At 42.7% G+C, this 20,215-nt stretch carries 14 protein-coding genes; all 14 read right to left on the reverse strand.

Going from position 1 to position 20,215, the window contains the following annotated elements; genetic code table 11:
* Positions 1-5 precede the first annotated feature (5 nt).
* On the reverse strand, positions 6-1,298 hold the full coding sequence (locus tag R2Q84_RS02695) for a bile acid:sodium symporter family protein (protein ID WP_316814984.1): 1,293 nt from the start codon (positions 1,296-1,298) through the stop codon (positions 6-8).
* Positions 1,299-1,304: 6 nt separating this feature from the next.
* Complete coding sequence (locus R2Q84_RS02700; protein WP_316814985.1) at positions 1,305-1,967, reverse strand: aspartate/glutamate racemase family protein; 663 nt, start codon at positions 1,965-1,967, stop codon at positions 1,305-1,307.
* 8 nt (positions 1,968-1,975) lie between these two features.
* On the reverse strand, positions 1,976-3,364 hold the full coding sequence (locus R2Q84_RS02705; RefSeq protein WP_316814986.1) for a four-carbon acid sugar kinase family protein: 1,389 nt from the start codon (positions 3,362-3,364) through the stop codon (positions 1,976-1,978).
* 18 nt (positions 3,365-3,382) lie between these two features.
* Positions 3,383-4,627, reverse strand: a complete 1,245-nt coding sequence (locus R2Q84_RS02710; protein ID WP_316814987.1) for a ribulose-bisphosphate carboxylase large subunit family protein — start codon at positions 4,625-4,627, stop codon at positions 3,383-3,385.
* 11 nt (positions 4,628-4,638) lie between these two features.
* A complete protein-coding gene (locus tag R2Q84_RS02715) occupies positions 4,639-6,687 on the reverse strand; it encodes a glycoside hydrolase family 127 protein (RefSeq protein ID WP_316814988.1) in 2,049 nt (682 codons plus the stop codon).
* A 36-nt stretch (positions 6,688-6,723) separates the two neighbouring features.
* Positions 6,724-10,098: a glycosyl hydrolase gene (locus R2Q84_RS02720; RefSeq protein WP_316814989.1), complete on the reverse strand. Its 3,375-nt coding sequence runs from the start codon at positions 10,096-10,098 to the stop codon at positions 6,724-6,726.
* Between the two features lie 11 nt (positions 10,099-10,109).
* Positions 10,110-11,402 carry an L-fucose:H+ symporter permease gene (gene fucP / locus R2Q84_RS02725; protein ID WP_316814990.1) on the reverse strand — a complete coding sequence of 431 codons (1,293 nt, stop codon included), beginning with the start codon at positions 11,400-11,402 and terminating at the stop codon, positions 10,110-10,112.
* A 47-nt stretch (positions 11,403-11,449) separates the two neighbouring features.
* Positions 11,450-11,890 carry a MaoC/PaaZ C-terminal domain-containing protein gene (locus tag R2Q84_RS02730; protein WP_316814991.1) on the reverse strand — a complete coding sequence of 147 codons (441 nt, stop codon included), beginning with the start codon at positions 11,888-11,890 and terminating at the stop codon, positions 11,450-11,452.
* Between the two features lie 86 nt (positions 11,891-11,976).
* Positions 11,977-13,053, reverse strand: coding sequence for a Gfo/Idh/MocA family oxidoreductase (locus tag R2Q84_RS02735; RefSeq protein WP_316814992.1), 1,077 nt, complete (start codon positions 13,051-13,053; stop codon positions 11,977-11,979).
* 6 nt (positions 13,054-13,059) lie between these two features.
* The gene (locus tag R2Q84_RS02740; protein WP_316814993.1) at positions 13,060-14,295 is read right to left on the reverse strand and encodes an extracellular solute-binding protein; all 1,236 of its coding nucleotides are present in this window, start codon (positions 14,293-14,295) and stop codon (positions 13,060-13,062) included.
* A 14-nt stretch (positions 14,296-14,309) separates the two neighbouring features.
* Positions 14,310-15,449: a CaiB/BaiF CoA-transferase family protein gene (locus R2Q84_RS02745; RefSeq protein ID WP_316814994.1), complete on the reverse strand. Its 1,140-nt coding sequence runs from the start codon at positions 15,447-15,449 to the stop codon at positions 14,310-14,312.
* 3 nt (positions 15,450-15,452) lie between these two features.
* Positions 15,453-16,604, reverse strand: coding sequence for a CaiB/BaiF CoA-transferase family protein (locus tag R2Q84_RS02750; RefSeq protein ID WP_316814995.1), 1,152 nt, complete (start codon positions 16,602-16,604; stop codon positions 15,453-15,455).
* Positions 16,601-17,761 carry an ABC transporter substrate-binding protein gene (locus R2Q84_RS02755; RefSeq protein ID WP_316814996.1) on the reverse strand — a complete coding sequence of 387 codons (1,161 nt, stop codon included), beginning with the start codon at positions 17,759-17,761 and terminating at the stop codon, positions 16,601-16,603. Before R2Q84_RS02755 ends, R2Q84_RS02750 begins: the two co-directional genes overlap by 4 nt.
* 32 nt (positions 17,762-17,793) lie before the next feature.
* The gene (gene galB / locus R2Q84_RS02760) at positions 17,794-20,205 is read right to left on the reverse strand and encodes a beta-galactosidase GalB (protein ID WP_316814997.1); all 2,412 of its coding nucleotides are present in this window, start codon (positions 20,203-20,205) and stop codon (positions 17,794-17,796) included.
* Positions 20,206-20,215 lie beyond the last annotated feature (10 nt).

Consider the following 20,215-nt stretch of genomic DNA (forward strand, 5'->3'; position numbering starts at 1 on the left):
ATTTTTTAACTTGATTTTTCCAATTCTTCTTCTTTTAAAGCCTGTTTCCTCCAATAATTGGCGAGGATTGATCCTGAAATATTCATCCATGGACTAAATACAGCTGCTGCAAGACCAACGGTTCCCAACTTACCCATAGAACCTGCTAAACCAGAGGCCATGCCACCATTTTGCAAGCCCACTTCGAAAGCAACCGTCCTTGATGATCTTTTATCCAAACCAAATACCCGGCTTAACATATAACCAAACAGGTAACCAGCTCCATTATGGATCACCGATGCAAGAAACAAAATAAAACCGACTTTTAACAGGTTGTCCCTACCAGCTGCAGTGGTAACTGTTGTAAAATAAACTATACCAAACATAGAAATATAAGGCATCAGCTGATCCAGATTATTGAATTTCAGTGTAAATAGGTGATAGATCAATCCAACAAGGAATGCTCCGGTAAAGAAGCTCAGTATTTCAACAGATTCCATCCCCTCGGTAGAAAAGAACTGTTCAAGCCCGGTCCACATCCCAAAAGGCAATGTCAGCAGCCAAAGCGCACAAACCGCAGCAATCAGCTTAACACGCTTCCAGTCTTTTGGCGCTGCCCGCTTCAGGTAGTCATGGACCAGTGCTGCGCCGATAGGAACAATGACAATCTTGATGATCTCCATCATCATATTAAAAAACTTAATCTCAATCAGCGTACCTGCCAGTAATTTCATCAACAATGGTGTCAAAAATGGTGCAATCAACGTAGCCATTGCGGTAACGGCTACTGATAACACAAGATTTGCACGGGCAATGTAAACCATTACATTAGAAGCTAAACCACTGGAACATGATCCGATTAAGATGATCCCGGCTGCAATTTCAGTTTCGAAATGAAATACACGTGTCAGCAAATATCCCATCAGCGGCATAATGGTAAAATGACAAAGCAAGCCGATAATCACTCCTTTGCCCGTACTACCTAAGCCGGTGAAATCGCGCAGGCTCATGTGTATCCCCATGCCAAACATCACCATCTGCACCACAATAAGAATGAGCCATTTGTTACGGAGATCAAAATCTCCCCATTTCAAAAAAGCAGCCGGATAAACCATCCCTGCAACTACGGCAGTAATGATCCATGCTGTATACTGATAATTTTTTAAGGTTTCCAGTGCCCCTATTCCTATAGCGGCTGTTACGGCCATCACTACTGCGGCTGGTTGCCATAGTGCAGCATCTGATCTAAAAAGACCAGCAAGCAATACTACAAATGCAATGAGCGCCAATAGCAGACATAATCTGCGAAAGTTATACATGACGGTCTACTTAAACAGATCAGCAATGTGTTGAATCGCCAGGGCAGGACTTGCAAGTATTGGAACACGTTTTTCCGCCTCGGGCAACCCATCCACCACGCGCGACATAGAGGCTTGTGCCAATACAATTACTTCCACTTTTGCAGAAAGTTCGACCAGTGCTTTTGCCACCATTTCATCATGCTTTTCAGGTTCTCCGCCCATTAAAGCTTCAAAGGCCCCCTCACATAGTATCGAGGTAAGTTCTATTTCTTTACCTGCAACTGCTGCGCGACGTTTAACCAGGTCACTTGTTGGTCCAAGGGTGGTAGGCAATGTAGCAATCACTCCTATCTTTTTACCCGTTTTCACTGCAAGATCGGCCATAGGCTGATCTACCCTTAAAACAGGTACACCGGTTAAACCAGCAGCGGTTTCGATAGCTGAACCGATAGAAGAACAGGTAACCAGGATAAAATCTGCGCCGGCAGTTTCTGCTGAGGCTACATGATCTACTACCCTTCTGGAAGTTAATTTCGTTAGTTCATTACGATTAATGACATCTTTAATCAGACTATCATCTACTATATTAAACACGTTTACACCTGGTAGATAATCACTACAAAGTTTCTGAAAAACAGGAACTAATGTAGCCGAGGTGTGAACAAGTCCGAGTGTTTTAGTTTTCATATTTTAGGTTATATTAGGTTAATGTTAAAAAATTCTTCTTTACCTACCTGCCCTCCCTTAAAGACAACTTGCAAGCCGTCTACAGCAGAACCAGGGGCGTAAGCGCGACACAATGGCGCTCCGGGCGAAAGTGGGGCGATCATTTCAACGGCCTCTACACCCATTGCCCTTGCGGCATAGCTGGAAGTATCGCCACCGGCGATAATGATTCTTTTAAGATCAGTCTTTTCTGCCGTCAGCCTTGTAATCAGACCAAGTAACTGACCATATAATTGTGCCGTAGCAGCTTTGCCGAAGCCTTTATCTCTGAATATTTTATCTGTAGCGGATACACGGGGATCGTCATTACCCAGACTGGTATGAATCAAGAGGTATTTTCCTTCGTTAATTAATCCAATGGCTTTCTGCGCATATTGTTCAGCTGCAGTTTTAATGAAACCAGTCTCCGTAGACAAATCATTATCAGCCACCTGAGTAGCCAACATCACGGTGTCAATCGCCAATTCAGTGAAGCCATGATTCAAAGCATAACGAATCTGTCCGGCAGTTACCGAAGAACAACTTCCTGAAGCAACCAATACAGGCCCACTTGCTTTAATCGACTTCCACTCTTTTTGTTCCTGTACAATTCCTGTCTCTTGCCAGTAATTTCCCAAAGCCATTTCTATAGCTGAGGATCCTGCTGAGAAAACGGTATGTACATCATCTGCCTGTCCGTCTATCAGTTCTCCGATGCTTTTAAGTTCTTCCTCTGCCAATGCATCAAATAGTACAATTTCATGTGCTGAAAAATCAGGTTCAAAAGCCTGATCCTGGTATTTATGTAATTCAAGGATATTAAACAAGCCTATGTTTTTAGCGGTTTGTTTACCCAGATGTAAACGAATATCACTTTCATCGGCCGGAGTGATGGGATGGTTGCGCATGGAAGGATGCCTGTCGAGACGATAAATTTCGCCTTCACTTCCTATCCCCATGCGGGCGAAAAGGTTACCAAACAAAACATAGCGACCCAGATGCGGTGCTGCTGCAAGCAATGGCACCATGGCTGTTTTAAATACGGATATACCAATATCAATTGCCTTACCAATGCTGCCAATAGCTGGCGATGAATCGAAAGTAGAGCAAACTTTATAGTGTACGTGACGGGGATTGAGTTTCTGTAATGCATTAAAAGCAGGCTTTAGTGCCTCTTCCATTTCTACAGGCGAAAGTGTACGGCTCTTGCCGGCCACTCCAATGGCTTGCAATCCGGGATAGCGCGCTAACTGTTCCGTTGAAGGTGATTCAATAAACAGGACTGTTTTGATGCCAGACCTACTTAAAAACTCCAGCGCATCCGTTGATCCCGTAAAATCATCCCCGTAAAAAGCAATGAGTAAGCGATTGTTTTCCATATCTACTTAATGGTTATTTTATTTTTTACCAAATACAGATACGGAATGAGCAAACTCCAGGTATTTTTTCGCGGCTTCGGCTACTGATAAACCATCAACTGCTGCCTTCCAGGCTTGTTGCAAGGCAACTACTCCACCAGCAGGTCCATCAGGATGAGCCATAATGCCACCTCCTGCCATATACAACAAATCGACAGTTTTAGTGCGTCGGTAGGTTTCAGGTGCCTGACCTCCCCATTGTCCGGAGGAGACAACAGGTAATATGGAATAACCACCTAACAAGGGCTTCAAACAAGCTTCAATAGATTTAACCACAGAATCATCAGACTCCCAGAACTTATTCTGAATCCCATTTACATGAATCTGATCTACACCTGCCAATCGCCATAATTTCTGATACGCCGGAAATTCGATCCCCAGTAAAGGATGGCGGTTGAGCATACCCCAGCCATTGCGATGCCCATGGATAGCCAGTTCCCCCATATCTCCTATTTTTTTCACGCCAGCCAAGCCGACGCTATTCAAACTGATCATTACTGAAGTACCTCCAGATTTTAATACCTTTTCATAATTGCGCTGCATCTGATCAATATCATCACTAATATTAAAAGCATACATCACCTTTTTCCCTGTCCTGTCCGCATGTTTATTGATCACGGCCATTACTGCATCTACCCTCATATCAAAAGGAGAATTGGCGGATGAACCCAGCAGTTCATCATCCTTAACAAAGTCAATACCAGCGACTGAAAGGGTTTCAACTAATGTAGCCGTTTGCTCGGGTGTCATACCTATGCTGGGCTTGATGATTGTCCCAATCAGTGGCCTGTCGTACACACCTGTTAACTTTCTGCAGCCTTCGATCCCGAATCTGGGACCTTTAAATGCCCCGGCGTAAGAGGCAGGCAATTCCAGGTCCATCAGCTTCAAGCCGGTAAACTGAGTCAGCTCATACAAATTACCTTGTAGCGTGGATACCAGTACGGGTAGATTGTACCCAAAGTTCTCGACCGACCAGGACACTTCTATCATTGCCCGCTGATATTTACCTCCTGAGGAAATGCCCCCCGGAATTGCAGGAGCATCTGCGGTATCTAAAACCGTTATGTTCTCTACCCTTGCAGCAAAACGTTGTTTCAACTCTTCTGTCTCTCCCGGAACAGCAATAAAAGTTCCAGACGATTGTTCTCCAGCCAGCACCTGAGCTGATTTTTCAAGATCAAGCGGCGTTTCTATATAATATTTTGCAGTTACTCTTTCCATCTTTGTTGTTCTTATCTGCTTACCGGTAACCAAACCGACATTTCTGAATGCCCACGGTTACCCCAGGCAAAGTAAGGCACCAACCTGATTGGCGTAGTGGTATTTGATTCATTGAGCGGCCGATAAAGCACATTTTTCCAGTCTTTATTTTCAATCAGCTGGGCATTACCTTCCAGGCTCATCATGTCTGCCCCATCAATTTGAATGGGACTAGCTTTTAGATCAATTTTAGCTGGTATAAAGACGTTAAAAATTCTTTTACCAGGCAAATCCTGAGATTCCAGACAATAAACTACCGGGCCGCGTTTAACCGCCACCTGGTTCCTTGTTTCTTCGACAAGCGGATTCGACTCGACCAACTGTGCCTCCATCGGCAATACCAATTCAACCTGATCGCCGGCTTTCCATTTACGGTTCAGTTCCGCATAAGTTCCAGGTGTCAATACCAGGTTTTCCGTTTGTCCATTTACCTTTAAAGTTGCATTAGATGTCCATCCGGGAATACGGAAAAACATCGAATAAGGCTTACTACCAGTTGCTTTAACACTAATCTTAATGTTACCATCCCATGGATAATTTGTTTCCTGCACAAGACTAACTTTCGCCCGATCACTTAAACTAGTCTGAAGGGTATTACCACCATACAAATTGAACCACAATCCTTTATCAGAAATACTATAAGCATAATCGCTCACTTCTGCGATGGTACGTACTACGTTTGGCGGACAACAGTTTGACAAGCCGATGTATGGCACGCGCTCTTTAGACCAGCGCTGTTTAAAAGGCAGATCATCCGAATAGCTTAAAGGATTGGTATATAAAAATTTCTTACCGTCCAGACTGATACCCGAAAGTACGCTATTGTGTAAAGCCAGTTCCATTACATCAGCATATTTTGCGTCTCCGCTGATTTGTAACATCCTCCAGTTCCAGAGTACATTACCAATGTTAGCACAGGTTTCATTATGAGCAGTGAAGTTAGGTAGTTGAAAATCTCTACCGAAGGCCTGGTGGATCTTTTGCACCTCAGTGGGGTTATATGATGTCCCATCAGGAGAAGTGCCGTCATACAGCGAGCCACAGCCTCCAGTGATGTACATCTTGTGTTGGTTCACATCATCCCACATCAGATTCAAGGTATGCATCAGGGAATCATTACCTGTTTCCGCATATAGATCGGCCACACCGGCATAGAGATAATTCGCCCTTACCGCATGCCCCATTGCCTTGGTCTGCTTTAAAAATGGTATTCTATCCTGGTTATCATCCGTTCCATCTTCAATTTTACCTTTAATGGCAATAAGGTGTTTCGCCAATTCCAGATAACGAGCGTCTCTGGTCGTCCTGTACATTTCAATCACCCCCATGTAATGAGAGGGACAAATAGCATTCCTGGCTAATGCAGGTGATGCCTTCTGATAAAAATTATACAAGTATTCTGTAGCTTTTTTTGCTACTTCCAATAAATTGGTTTTACCTGTAGCCCTGTAATGCACGCAGGCAGCAGTCATCAAATGACCGATATTGTATGCTTCAAAACTCAACCTATCCTGAAACTGATTGTTTGAACCGGTTTTACGCTGCTCTATCATGGCCTTTGTGTAGATATAACCATCTTCCCGTTGCGATTTTGCAATTACGGCAATGGCTTTATCCATCTTAACCTCTAATTTCTTATCATGGGTTGAAGCGTACATGCTGGCCATTGCTTCCAGCGTTTTATAGTAGTCACCATCGTGAAAAGAGGGTCCCTTATGTGATCCGGTATCCAATCCGGCGGCAATTTCAAAATTCTTAAACGCATGACTAATGTGCTCATCGTTATAGATGTCCCACATATTTGGCACCATGGTTTCTCTCGCAACCTTAAACCGGTCGGCCCAAAAACCTTTCGTCCAGTTTACATCCTTCATATTCGGACTATACAATTTAGCATGACTGCTTTCTTTTGTATTCACCAGGCTCTTTTCCTGGGCAGAACTATCCGGCATGGGGAAAAATAGCGCTGTACAAGTACTATACATCAAAACTTTACCCAGCTGTACTTTGATCCTTTTCATGTTTATATATTGGTTTTATGGTTCGGTTAATCGTTTTTATTTTACTGTTTGAATGGTTACAGGTCCCAGAAGCCCCGCTTCCAGTAGCGGTTTACCTTCAAGCGACAACTTGTAAGGTGCAGTAGTCCAGGTGACCCGTTTATTTTCCGGTAGCCGCTGGTCCCCAATCAATCTATTTGCCCAGGTATTGCTGACTTCAATACTAACCTCGTTGGTTCCACTTTTAACTGCCTTACTAATATCTACCCGGTATGGAGGTGTCCAGGCTACCCCACAAGAAATCCCATTTACTTTTACATCAGCTATATTCGCTACTTTCCCCAGGTCTAGCCAGGTTTCAACTTGTTTATCGCCTTTAAGTTTGAAAGTTTTGGTATATATAGCCGTACCGGAATAGTATTTAACTAATGAATCAGCACTAGTACTCCAATCCTGAAGTGCAGCAAAAACCAGGGGTTTTGATGGACCTCCGTATGCAGCGTCAAAACTCACCTTCCAATCTCCTGTCAAAACCTGAGCAGTATCAAATATTGCAAAGTTCGCCTTACCAGCAACCGGCTTTGCAGGTTGCGCATTACGGTCAAAACTCACAAATAGCGAGGCATTGGGCTCTAATTTTACCTGTAAGACTAACCTTCCGTTTTGTACAGTCCAATCGGAAGCTTTCCAGCTTTTCCCTGAAACTGCATCATATAATTCAGGTGCAGCTTTCACATCATCAATACGGAAGAAAAAATTCAACAACCTGGACTTATCCAGCTGATTTGAAATAAAATAAATATCCTTATCAATAGTCTTTCTATGCGTATAAGCAACATACTTTGCATAAGTATCCTGTCCTGCTTCCACAATTGACAAGTCGCGTTCCAATCCCAGCGCACTGAACGTCTCATCCTGATAAGGCCCAATAATTACCCTACCTTCACCAACTTTCCCTGCAGTCCACAACTCATCAACAATCTTTTTAAATTCTGCTTCCGCAACCTGTTTTAAGCCAGACTGGTAAAGAGGTTTCTCATTGAGTATTACCGTCGCTCCTGCTTTTACCAGTGCCAGCAATTGTTTTACAGTCTCGAAGTTCATGTATTGATAATTCGGATCCATCAACGTTTTACCAGGGATAACCAAAATCGCATAACTGGCACCAGCTGCAAATACCACTTTTTTATCCCTTACCACAGCTGTACTTAACACATCAGGATTAAAGGAGTCGTAAGCATACCCACGCAGAGGATTAACCCAGTTCTCCGGATCAGCCATATTTGCAGAATGGTTTACGCCCATCGGCTTTATTCTTAAGGGTTCGCCTTCATTTTTTAACCTGATGCGCTCTGCCTCTACAACATCCTTTCCAAAAATACCCGGTAAGAGAGATACCAAGCGATCTGGTAATACAGATCTCCTCGGATATTCATCACCTATAAAAACAGCTATATCTGCAACGGGTTTTCCCTGCTGCAACAGAGTTTGTACGCGTTCCGCATAACTCACCCATGCTTTTCCCGGTTTCCACCAGGTCTGATCACGCTGAAAATACAGACCTATACCATCCAGGGTCATTCCTGGTTTTCGGTCCGTCCAGGGATTATGGGCAAATACATGATACACCAGTTTATTGATACCCAACGCATAATTCCGGTCTTGTAAAGTCTTCAAGTTGCCTGGGTGCTCAGACCAATCCATTCGGATCGAAGTAAAAGCTTCTGCAGGTATGATATTCTTGCCATAAATATGAGCGCCTGAAATGGCATCCAACATATCATTTGGTTTGTCATGTGTCGGACTATTTAACCAGAACTCACCCATTGGCATGTCCACAGTTTTAAAATGCATCAGTCCATCGCTAATCATAGTTGGCGATACATTTTCGGCAGCAAAATTGACTCCTTTTTCCTTTGCCAGTGCAGCCAAAGGCTTATAGAATTGATCTACAACCAATTCAGCAATGGTTTTACGCAGGTCATATAAAAAACCTTCGGACACTGCTGCTGACTGTACCGGTACACCTGTCATAACTGGCAGGTAAGGCATCATATCATATCCCCTTCGTTTCTTAAACTCACCTGCGAAAAGAGACGACCAGTTCTGACTACCACACTCCCAGCTATCAATAAACAATTCGGTCAAAACTTTAGAAGCGATTTCCGGTCCGCCTCTCTTTAAGGCTTCACCATACCAGCTATCGAATTGTAATTTCACGGCAGCTGGATTGAATTTATCGCATTCCAATCCCTTACCTCCCCCTCCGGTAGCATTTGTATGCCCGGTAGAAGTATGCCCAATCCGCAATATGGTCCAATTTCCTTTAGGTGCTTTCCAGTTTAAGCTACCATCGGCATTTAATTTTGTACTCAGGTCTATGATTTTATTCAGTGGGATACAAAGCGCATCTGGCAATTGAGCAGCCGTACTGCGCTTACTAATGCGCCATACTGCTGCAGATTTCCCTTCATACTGATTGATTTTCCCCTCTGCAGAAAGTTCCAGGTTAAGCAATTTCAAAGAAGGCTTCCACTTCGCCGCATCCAGGTCTTCCGAGCCTGGCTCCGATCCTCTTTTATCATAAACAAAGCGGTAATACCTCGCCGTAACCGGAACGATGGAGTGTGTTACGTCAGCATCCGTATCCTGCCAGCCGTGACGGGGAGGCTCAAGTCGGCCTATATAACGAAAAACCTTTCCATCATCGCTCACCTGTACTTCCAGACGATGAGCCTGATAATTGTTACCACCTAATTTTATTCGGAGACTACGCGCCGTAAAAGGCTGCTCAAAAGCATACTGAAACCAGCATGGTTCGTTACTACCAAAACTTTTTTTATTTCCAGCGACAACCAGTCCGCTAGCATCCGCACCATTACTGGTACTTATTTTTGGCACAATAGTTCGTGTAGAAATACCTGTCCCTTCCGGTGAAGGATAGGCGTATACAGCAATATCTTTGTAATAACCTTCAATTGTTTCGGGTTGTTCAAGCTTTAATTTATTTTGAGATCCCCCCTTGATATTCAATTGAGTATACACCACCTTTTGCATAGATAGTTCAGGTGTAATCCATGGACCACCAGCGAGTGCAAAGCCATCACTGACGTGCATTCCCAGCTTAAGGTTTAAACGTTTGGCCTCCTGCATCGCAAAGGTCACCATGTCCCACCATTGAGGAGTCAGCTGCTGTGCCGGCGGGTTAAATAACGGAGGATCGGTTTCGCCTTTTATCGACAACAGGTAAGCCCCGCCAATACCAGCGGATTTCATAGCCTCCAGATCAGCAGTAATACCAGGTTTTGAAACCCCGGCCTTAATCCAGTGCCATAACACCCAGGGCTTAGCTGAATCATTTTGCTGAGCATATACTACCGTGTTACAGCAGATACCTAAAACCAATAAAATCCCTTTTCCTCTAAAATTCATGCTCAATTATTCTATTTATGGGCAATTTTATAGCCCTTCATTCCAAAATACAAGATGATCATATAACAAACCAGTGGGATGCTGTAACCAATCTGAATATCATCTCCATTAAAATCAATCAGCGTACCCATGGCATATGGTAGGATTGCGCCACCTACAATAGACATAATCAACCAGGAAGATCCAGGTTTTGTATCGTCACCAATACCATCAATACCTAAAGCGAAAATAGTTGGGAACATGATAGACATAAAAAAGCCGATGCCTCCCAACGCATAAACCACATAAGCTCCATTCCCAAAAATAGCTACCATACTAAGCAACACCGAGATGGCTGCATATATAGAAAGTAATTTATGAGAAGAGATGAATTGCAAAATAGCTGTACCGGCAAAACGCCCCACAGTAAACAATAAACCATAAATCGCAAGATAATAAGCTGCTGTTTTTTCATCAAAACCGGCTCCTTGCTGTGCCATTCTGATAAAAAAACTCGTTACACAAACCTGTGCACCAACATAAAAAAACTGTGCAACAACTGCCCACCTTAAGTGCCTGTGACGCAATGCTCCAAAGAAGCTACCTTTAGCAATACCATCGGTACTTTTTGTCTTTATTTCGGGGAGATTTACAAAATAGAAGATAATAGCGATTACCACCAGGACTGTTCCTAAAATGATATAAGGCATTTTTACAGATGCCGCTTCTTCCATGAAATACGCATTACGATTAACTTCTGTCATAGCAGCCAGTTCTGCTTGTGTATGTGATTTCCCGGAAAGGATAAACATAGATCCTATAAACGGCGCCACCATTGCAGCCAGTCCATTAAAGGAAGCTGCAAGGTTTAATCTGCTGGTTGCTTTTGCCGGATCACCCAAAATCGCAGCATAAGGATTTGCTGAGGTTTCCAAAATGGTCAGTCCGCAACCAATAATGAATAAAGCGATTAAAAAAGTAGCATAAGACAATTGATTTGCAGCAGGTACAAATAAGAATGCACCTATTGCAAACACCAGCAACCCGATGATCATGCTGGCTTTATACCCCCACTTTTTGAGGATCATACCCGCCGGAATCGCCATTAAAAAATAAGCTAGGAACACTGATGTATCGATTAATGTAGATTGTCTGTTGTTCAGATCACAGGCTTTTTTTAAATGCGGAATCAAAATAGAATCCAGATTATGTGCCATACCCCATAAGAAGAATAAGCTCACGACCAGGATAAATGGTACTAAGTATTTTTTACCCGCTGCCGGATCTCCGCTGGCAATTACCTCCGGCTCTGTTGTATGGTTCATATATTGGTTGAATTAGGGTTGATTATTTTTATCGCATTAAACAAGTATTATTTCTTTTTTACCAGCAGCAAATGATCGCACACCAAAACGACTTCACCATGCTGGTTCTTAATTTCTACATGCTCGGTTACCGTACCATACTCCGGCTTTTTTGCTTCCGCCTTTTCCGAAATTGTGATTTCGGAGTGAATAGTATCACCAATATATACAGGCTTCACAAAACGTAAACGGTCATAACCTTTAGAGAAGGCCTCCGGATTGATCTCGGAAGCTGTTAAGCCAATACCTATGCTAAATATCATTGTTCCATGTGCAATTCTATGTTTGAATGGTTGTGTTTTACACCATTCTTCATCCATATGATGCGGAAAGAAATCGCCCGTATGCCCTGCATGCACCACAAAATCTGTTTCTGTGATGGTTCTACCTAATGTTACCCGCTTATCTTCCAACAGGTAATCTTCAAAAAATATCGATTTAAAATACATCGCTGTAATATGTTAATGTTTACATTTTCCGCAAAAGCGGTTCTATTTCCACAGAGAGATGCTGAAATAAATTCAGCATGACCTCTCTATCCGTTTAACTGTTCGCTTACTTTCACCCCACCTTTATCACTGGCTATATATGCACTTTCTACTACTGCCATTGTATTAATCACATCTTCTACACTCGTATACAGCACATCAGAAGATCCTTCTTTAAAACGCATTAAATTAGCCATGGTACCAATAAATGCTTCAGGAAACCACGAGCCTTCCAACTCTACCTGTTTCCATTCAGGAGCTTTACCTTCCTCAACCAGGCAATATTCGAAAACATCAGGCACACCGTGCGGATAATCCATCAGTAGTCCCACATTTGCTTTTATCGCTCCTTTTGTACCTTCCCACTTAATAAAACACTCCTGGTTATGCGCCCCGAAATCGTGATCATGATTGGTATTGATTACCGCATGCAACGTATCTCCATAATCCAGTAAAATAGTAGAACGGGATGATGAAAGTGTTTTTGCCGGATGTTTTAAGGTTTTGGCCATGACCGTTTCCGGATCACCTAAAAACGAACGGAGTAAATCCACATAATGGATGCTATGGTAAAGAATTTCCAATCTCGGGTGTACCATTACATGTGGAAAAATCTCCCATGGTGTTTTAATCGTTGCCCGCACTTCCATATCATACACTTCACCAATCATTCCCTGATCAATCATATACCTCGCAGCACTTACAAATGGTGCAAAACGAAGCTGAAAGTTAATTGCAGCGACCAGTTTTTTCCTTCTGCACAAATCCAGGATCTCCTTTGCCTGTGCAAAATTGTCTCCCATAGGTTTCTGAATCAGAACAGCTGAACCATCTGGTAACTGCTCCAGTACTTCTATGTACTGCTCCGGCATAATCGTCAGGTCATATATCGTATTTTCAGGAGCTTTGGCTACTGCTTCTGCTATAGATTCATAAACATTTGGGATCTGAAATTCAGACGCCAGCTTTTCAGCTTTTGTTTTTGTACGGTTTACGATCCCATGAACTGTAAAACCTGCTTTTTTATAGGCCGGAAGATGTGCATCAGCTACAATACCACCGGCGCCAATAATGACAATGGGTTGTATGGTTTCAGGTAACTGAGGTTTATATATAATTTCCATAAAGGTCTATTTATCAATTAAATTAATCTTGCTCTGTGTAGTATTAACAATTTCGGCAATAGCTTCATCTGAATGCAAAACAGTCAATACCATTTCATCTATCAGTGCAGCAATTTCCGCCCAGTTGCTTTTCTGAGGCAGGGTATTGGCATTTTCATGCAGTTGTTCCAGCTTGTGGTAATAAGGCACCAACTGGTTGATTTCAGCATCCTTCCATGTTGATATGCGACAGCCTGTCCCCCCTTCAAGCGTAAGTAGCTTATCATTACTTTCATTCACCGCGAAGCGGATAAAGTCGTAAGCGGTTTGTTTATACCTGCTACCCGATCCCATTGTATATAACCAGTATACGTTCAATGAAGCTGATTTACTCCCTTTAGCAGCTGGTATTTCAGCAACGTCGACTTTCCCTTTTACAGCCGATTCCTGATCAACTTCGCAAACAGACGCAAAGCCAAACCAATTGATCATCATAGCCACTTCCCCTCTGGCAAAAGCTGCCCCTGCCCTTACAGAATCAAAATCAACAGAGCCTGGATGTACGGCATCCAGATCTTTAACCAAACCTTTGTAAAACTCCAATCCCTCAATTGCAGCTTTAGAATTCACATTAACTTTGCCATTTTTACCTACCAAGGCACCACCTCGGCTCCATAATTGCAAGCAGAAATCAAATACGGTATTGTGTCCGTCAGGATAACAAGCGAATGCGCTTCCAAACAGGTTTTGTTCCGGACGGTTAAAAAAACGGGCGACTTGTGTAAAGTCATCCCATGTTTTCGGGACGTCAAGCTCTTTTCCATATTGCGCGAAATAACGTTCCTGCTCTGTCTTATCCTCAAAAAGGTCCTTTCTATAAATCAAACATTCCGGGCCATCATGAAAAGGCAGACCAACGATCTGATCATTAAACTGCTGTAAGCTGCGCAAAGAGCGGCTCCATCCATCAGGAAATGCCACAGGCGGCTGATTGTCGATATAAGGTTTCAAATCTTGAAAAGATCCCCCCGTATAACCTTCATACAGCCAGTCGGTATTGATATGCGCTACATCCCAATCCCCATTTTTTAGTCCTTTATTTATCAATGTACTTTCATGAAGTTCATGCAAATCCATAGGCACCAACTCTACCGTTAATCCGCAACCGGACGAAAGGCAATATTGATCCCATACTTTTTGCATGGCTGATTCGAAGGGGCCGAACTTACGGACAGCTATTCTGAACACTTCATTTTTATTCATGGACATTTTCTTTTTTAATTTACAAACTGGCTAATGATCCTTTCATTATCCTGGCCTAATTTAGGAGAACCTTTGCAAGAAACCAGTAATTCGCCGTCGATCCTTATCGGACAACGGGTAGTTTCGTATCTATAACCATCTCTCATTTCAACCTCCTGAATCATATTTAAGGCTTTAAACCCTTCATGCTCCATCAGTTGCTTCCAGTTCAGCACGTCAGAGCACCAGATATCGGCAGGCTCCAATATAGCAAGCCAATCTTCTGTATTTCTCGTCTGCAAATGCCCTGCAAGAATGGCTTTAATCTCATCACGTCTATCGAAAGCCTCAGCCGGATCAATAAACCGCTCCATTGGCGTACAATCTAATAAACCGCCAAGCACGGGAATTGATCCCATTGCCAATGCAATAAAACCATTGGCAGTTTTATAGATCCCATAAGGTGCACCTAAATACGCATTTGCATTATTGCGTTCGGTTCGTTCCGGAAGCGCTCCGCCATCGTTCATAAAAGTTGTGATCGTTTCAAACTGAAAATCATACGCAGACTCTATCATACTCACCTGTACCAGGGCACCCTCCGAACTGCTAACTTTACGGAACAAACAAGCCAGAATACCTTGTGCAAGGTGTGAACCGGCGAGCATATCTACAATAGATAAACCCATCGCCACCGGCCCTCCGGCATTACCACTTAACCAGGTTAAACCCGTTACTGATTGTAACAATAAATCCTGTCCGGGTTTTCCTTTTCCCTCTCCATCTGTTCCATAGCCGGAGAGTTCCGCATAAATAATATTTTTATTCAGTTGCTGAACCGACCCGTAATCAAATCGAAGTCTTTCCATCACACCGGGACGAAAATTATGAATCATGACATCTGCCTTTTTTAACAGTTCACGAACCATTTCACAATCTGCCTCGTTTTTCAAGTCTACTTCAAAACTCTCTTTATTTCTGTTGATGGCATGAAATACGGAGGATTCTCCGTTCATAATCACATTGGAAGTGTACAATGTACGACAAATATCCCCCACTCCCGACCGTTCTATTTTAATCACCCTTGCGCCCATATCTGCCAATCTCAAACTTGCTGAGGGGCCTGACAGGAACTGGCTAAAATCTACCACTAAATAATCTTCCAGGGGTTTCATATCCTATTTTAAATCAAATTCCTTGTTAATCTTATCATTGTCTGCTCCTATTTTTGGCGCAGCTTTAGCTGAATACAGCTTATTTCCATCAATCCGTATTGGTGCTCTGGTCGTGTCAATTGTCCGTCCTTCACCTAAATCGAGTTGTTGTCTGATTTGTTGGTTTTTGAAAACCTCAAGCTCAACCGCTTCTTTATAATTCAATACCGCAGCACACCATATATCAGCAGGTTCCAATAAACTCAGCCAATGCGAATTGGTATTGGTTTTAAATTTTTGTCCTAATAACTGCAATAACTCATCTCTGTTTTCAAATGAAGCATCTGCATTAGTATAATATTCAGAAATATCACAACCAATCAAAGCGCTAATCTTACTCAGATTACCCATAGCCAAAGCCAGATAACCATCTTGTGTCTGATAAGTACCATAAGGTGCGCTTAAATAAGCATGAGCACTACCATCTACTTTACTTCTCTGAGGTAATTGACCGCCATCATTTAAATAGGTAGTTAATACTTCAAATTGCACATCCAATGCCGATTCCAGTAAACTCACCTCCACCAACACACTTTTATGGGTTTTAGCACGTTTAATCAATGCGGCTATGATACCTTGAGTAAGATGATTACCACACATGATATCTGTTACCGACAAACCAAAAGGCACAGGACCATCTCCGGCATTCCCCGAAAGATGGGTTAAGCCTGATACAGATTGCACCAGTAAATCTTGCCCGGGTTTTGTAGCCCAAGGCCCCTCAGTTCCGTATCCGGTAACCGACGCATATACAATTCTAGGATTGATACTTTGTACTGACGCATAATCCAATCCTATTTTTTCCATAACTCCGGGCCGGAAGTTATGCGTCATCACATCAGCCTTAACAATTAGTTTTCTTAACAAGCCCAGATCCTCAGGGTTCTTCAAATCTGCAGCATAAGATTCTTTATTCCTGTTAATGGTATGAAAAAGTAAACTATCCTGTTCAACAAACAGGTTTTTTATAGCCAGTTGTCTACAGGCATCTCCTTTTTTTGGGCGCTCAATTTTAATGACACGCGCACCAAGGTCGGCCAATTTTAATCCAGCCGAAGGCCCTGCCAGAAACTGGCAAAACTCTAAGACCAATATCCCTTCCAGTGGTTTCCTCATGACAATACCAAACTTCTTGATTCGATGTACAGCTTATTCATTTTTTCCAGCACCTGCAATTCATCACCACCGTTCATCAGGTAATCTCTTACGGTATCACCCGCATGATCCTGAAAAAACATATGACCGTGATAACGTGGACGAAGGAACGCACGTTGCAACGCAGGTAAAGTATTGGTAAAAAAGTCATTGGATCTTCTGTTCACTTCATTGTCTTTCCAGGCACTTAAATGACCGGGCTGACCGCCATTCTCAAAGAAAACGGTCTGCTGACAAGTAGCAGAAGCAACAAACTCAGCATATTTAACAGCCATTTCTATATGTGCTGAGCTTGAGGATACAGCCAGACCGGTTCCTCCTAAAGTGCTGCGCAGATTATCCTGCCCATTTAAAGAAATCATATCATGGAAATGAAGCAATTGACCTGCATAGCCAGCTCTTGAGTAATTGGAGTAGCCATAAGCAAACGGGCAATAAACAATATCATCACCTAATGTCATTGCCTCATATACCTGAATCGGGTTTCTTTTAAAGTTATCAGGGTGAATTTTTGATGCTAGTTCCCTGTACATCTGCAATGCTTTTACACCAGTATCCCTGGAAATAATCTGATCTTCCTGTTGACAAGGATCTTCACCTAACGAACAACAAAAAGTATAAAAATTCATCAATACATCAATCGGAATACCTGCGAAAGCCACCAGACCTCTATCTGCAAGCAACAATAAATCTTCAAATGTAGCAGGACGCTGAAAACCATATTTTTCAAGCAAATCAGGTCTGCTTGATGCCACCGGAGTTGCCGCGTCAATAGGCAATGCCCACTGATGGCCATCATATGCATAACTCTCAAATGAATGTCCTACAGTATTATTTCTTTGATCATCCATATAATCTTTGGACAAGTACTTGTCCAGAGGAAGTATAGACGCAGTTTTTGCTGCAAAACCCGCCCAGGGATGATCTATCACCAGCAAATCAAAACGCTGTGCCAGTTCCTGAATAGAAAAATCAGCAAACTGTTGTAAACTTCTTTTTTCCCAGGTAATTTCTACCTGTGGATTTAATTCTGAAAATCTCTGTGCCGTAGCCACCATAGGTACAAAACCCCTGCTATGGTTCCACGTTATACCTTTTAAATTAATCTTGTCACTCATGACCTCTATCTTATTTTTCGCTCAATTCATCTTTATTTAACAGTGATGACCACTGTCGCAGCTTGCAAACCATCGGCCGTAGCAGTAAGCTTTAACTTTCCTGATTTCTGCTTTGCCTGTATAATAGCCAGACACAACCCACGGTAGGCTTTACGGTAATTCGCCTTAAACGGCTCCAGACTCGCCTGAAAGCCATTATCTACGCCTGCAATAAAACCTTCGCCTTCCAGTTTAAACCGAACCAGGTTATCGGCATCAGGCACCAGGTTGCCTTCCTTATCCAGAATCCTCACCGTTACAAAAGAAAGATCTTTACCGTCTCCGGTCAGGTTAGTTCTATCAGCTAGCACCTCTATTTTCGCAGGCTGACCAGCGGTTTTAATGTCTTTAACCAACACTACCTGGCCATTTTTTCTGGAAATGGCTTTTAGAATACCAGGTTCATATTTTACCTGCCATACTACATGCAGATCCTCGCCTTTTTTTGTTCTTGTACCTAAAGATTTGCCATTCAGGAACAATTCAACTTCATCTGCATTGTTGTAATACGCCCAAACATCAACCGTTTTATCAGCCGACCAGTTCCAATGTGGGAATACATGTAAAACAGACTTGTTTGTCCATTCACTCTGGTACATATAATATGCGTTCTTAGGGAAACCTGCAAGGTCTACAATACCGAAATACGAACTTCTTGCCGGCCATGGATAAGGTAGTGGCTCGCCTAAATAATCAAAGCCTGTCCAGACAAACAGTCCGGATACATGATCATATTTTTTCGCTTCCTTCCAGGTTTCTGCATGTGTAGAGCCCCAATAAGCGGATACATTATCATAAGAAGATGCTGCAAATTCCGCATTGCCTTCTGTGAACTTGGTTTTACCATCTTTTGGCCAGCGGCGAATACTATCAGAAGGCATGTCATAAAATCCCCGGGTATCTAAAGATGACGTAGTTTCGGTAGCAATAAATTTTTGTCCCGGATAGTTTTTAGGGAAATCCTTGTATAGTTTATGATTGTAATTTAAACCGTAGATGTCTAACGCACCAGACTGGTATATAAAATTCTTTTTTGCATCGGTTTCTGTAAGTGCTGATGTAACCGGACGTGTTGTGTCCAGATCTTTCACCAACTTCACCAGTTCTTTAGTTATAGCAACACCTGTACTGTCAAACTGTTCACGAATTTCATTTCCTATGCTCCATGCAATAATCGAAGGATGGTTTCTATCGCGCTTCACCATATCCTGCAAATCCCTTACATGCCATTCCTCCCAATTCACATGATAATCTTGTTTGTTCTTCTTTTTCGCCCACATGTCAAAGGCCTCATCCATTACCAGAAATCCCATCCTGTCACATAGGTCAAGCAGTTCAGGCGCAGGTGGATTATGTGCTGTGCGGATGGCATTAGCCCCCATCTCTTTCATTATCTCCAACTGTCGCTCCATTGCCCTTACATTAATAGCTGCACCTAAAGCACCGAGGTCATGGTGCATACATACACCCAGGATTTTCATGTATTCGCCATTCAGCGTAAAGCCTTTTGCGGCATCAAAATTAAAATATCGAATACCAAGAGGTGTTTCATAGTTATCTATCAGTTTTTTCCCGGAAAACAGGTTTGTAACTACTTTATACAGATGCGGCTGTGTTACCGACCACAATAGCGGATTATTTACTGTTGCAGTTTGCGCAACCTCCATAACCTTACCTTTGAGCAAAACATCATCTGTTCTCACTGACGTAACCAGTTTACCTCGGGCATCGTATACCTGTGATAACACGTCGATCTTACCATTCAAAGTATGCTGATTCCTGATCTTTGTTTTGAAACTAACTTCAGCACTAGCTTTACTTACCATGGGTGTACTTACAAAAGTTCCCCAATGATCAATAGCTATTTTTTCTGTGGATGTTAACCATACGTTCCGGTAAATACCAGAACCAGAATACCAACGTGAATCTGGCTGCGCTGAATTATCAACACGCACAGCAAGCACATTATTTCCGGGTTTTAAATATTTTGTGAGCTCATAGTGAAAAGAAGAGTAACCAAATGGCCGTAACCCCAGCAGATTTCCATTTATCCATACTTCACTATTTTTGTATACTCCGTCAAACTCAATAAAAATGTCTTTTTTCTGCTGCGCAGCTGACAACGTAAATGATTTCCGGTACCAGGCAACACCTGTCGGCAATCCCCCACCTTCCGGTTTTGCCGGGTTCTTAATATCGAACTTTCCTTCAACACTCCAATCATGTGGTAAAGTAAGCCTTCTCCATTTGGTGTCATTAAAGGCCGGCGATTTCGCCGCCTGTTCGTCCCCCAGGTTAAACTTCCAGCCCTCGTTAAAATTCTGACGTATGCGAGGTTGAGCGTCAGCTGTTTGCACTCCAATCCATATTAGCAACAATAAAACCAGGTTCCTTCTTAACATCATGTTCGTATCT

It is taken from the genome of Pedobacter nyackensis (assembly GCF_032678475.1).
In the GTDB taxonomy this organism is placed as follows: domain Bacteria; phylum Bacteroidota; class Bacteroidia; order Sphingobacteriales; family Sphingobacteriaceae; genus Pedobacter; species Pedobacter nyackensis_A.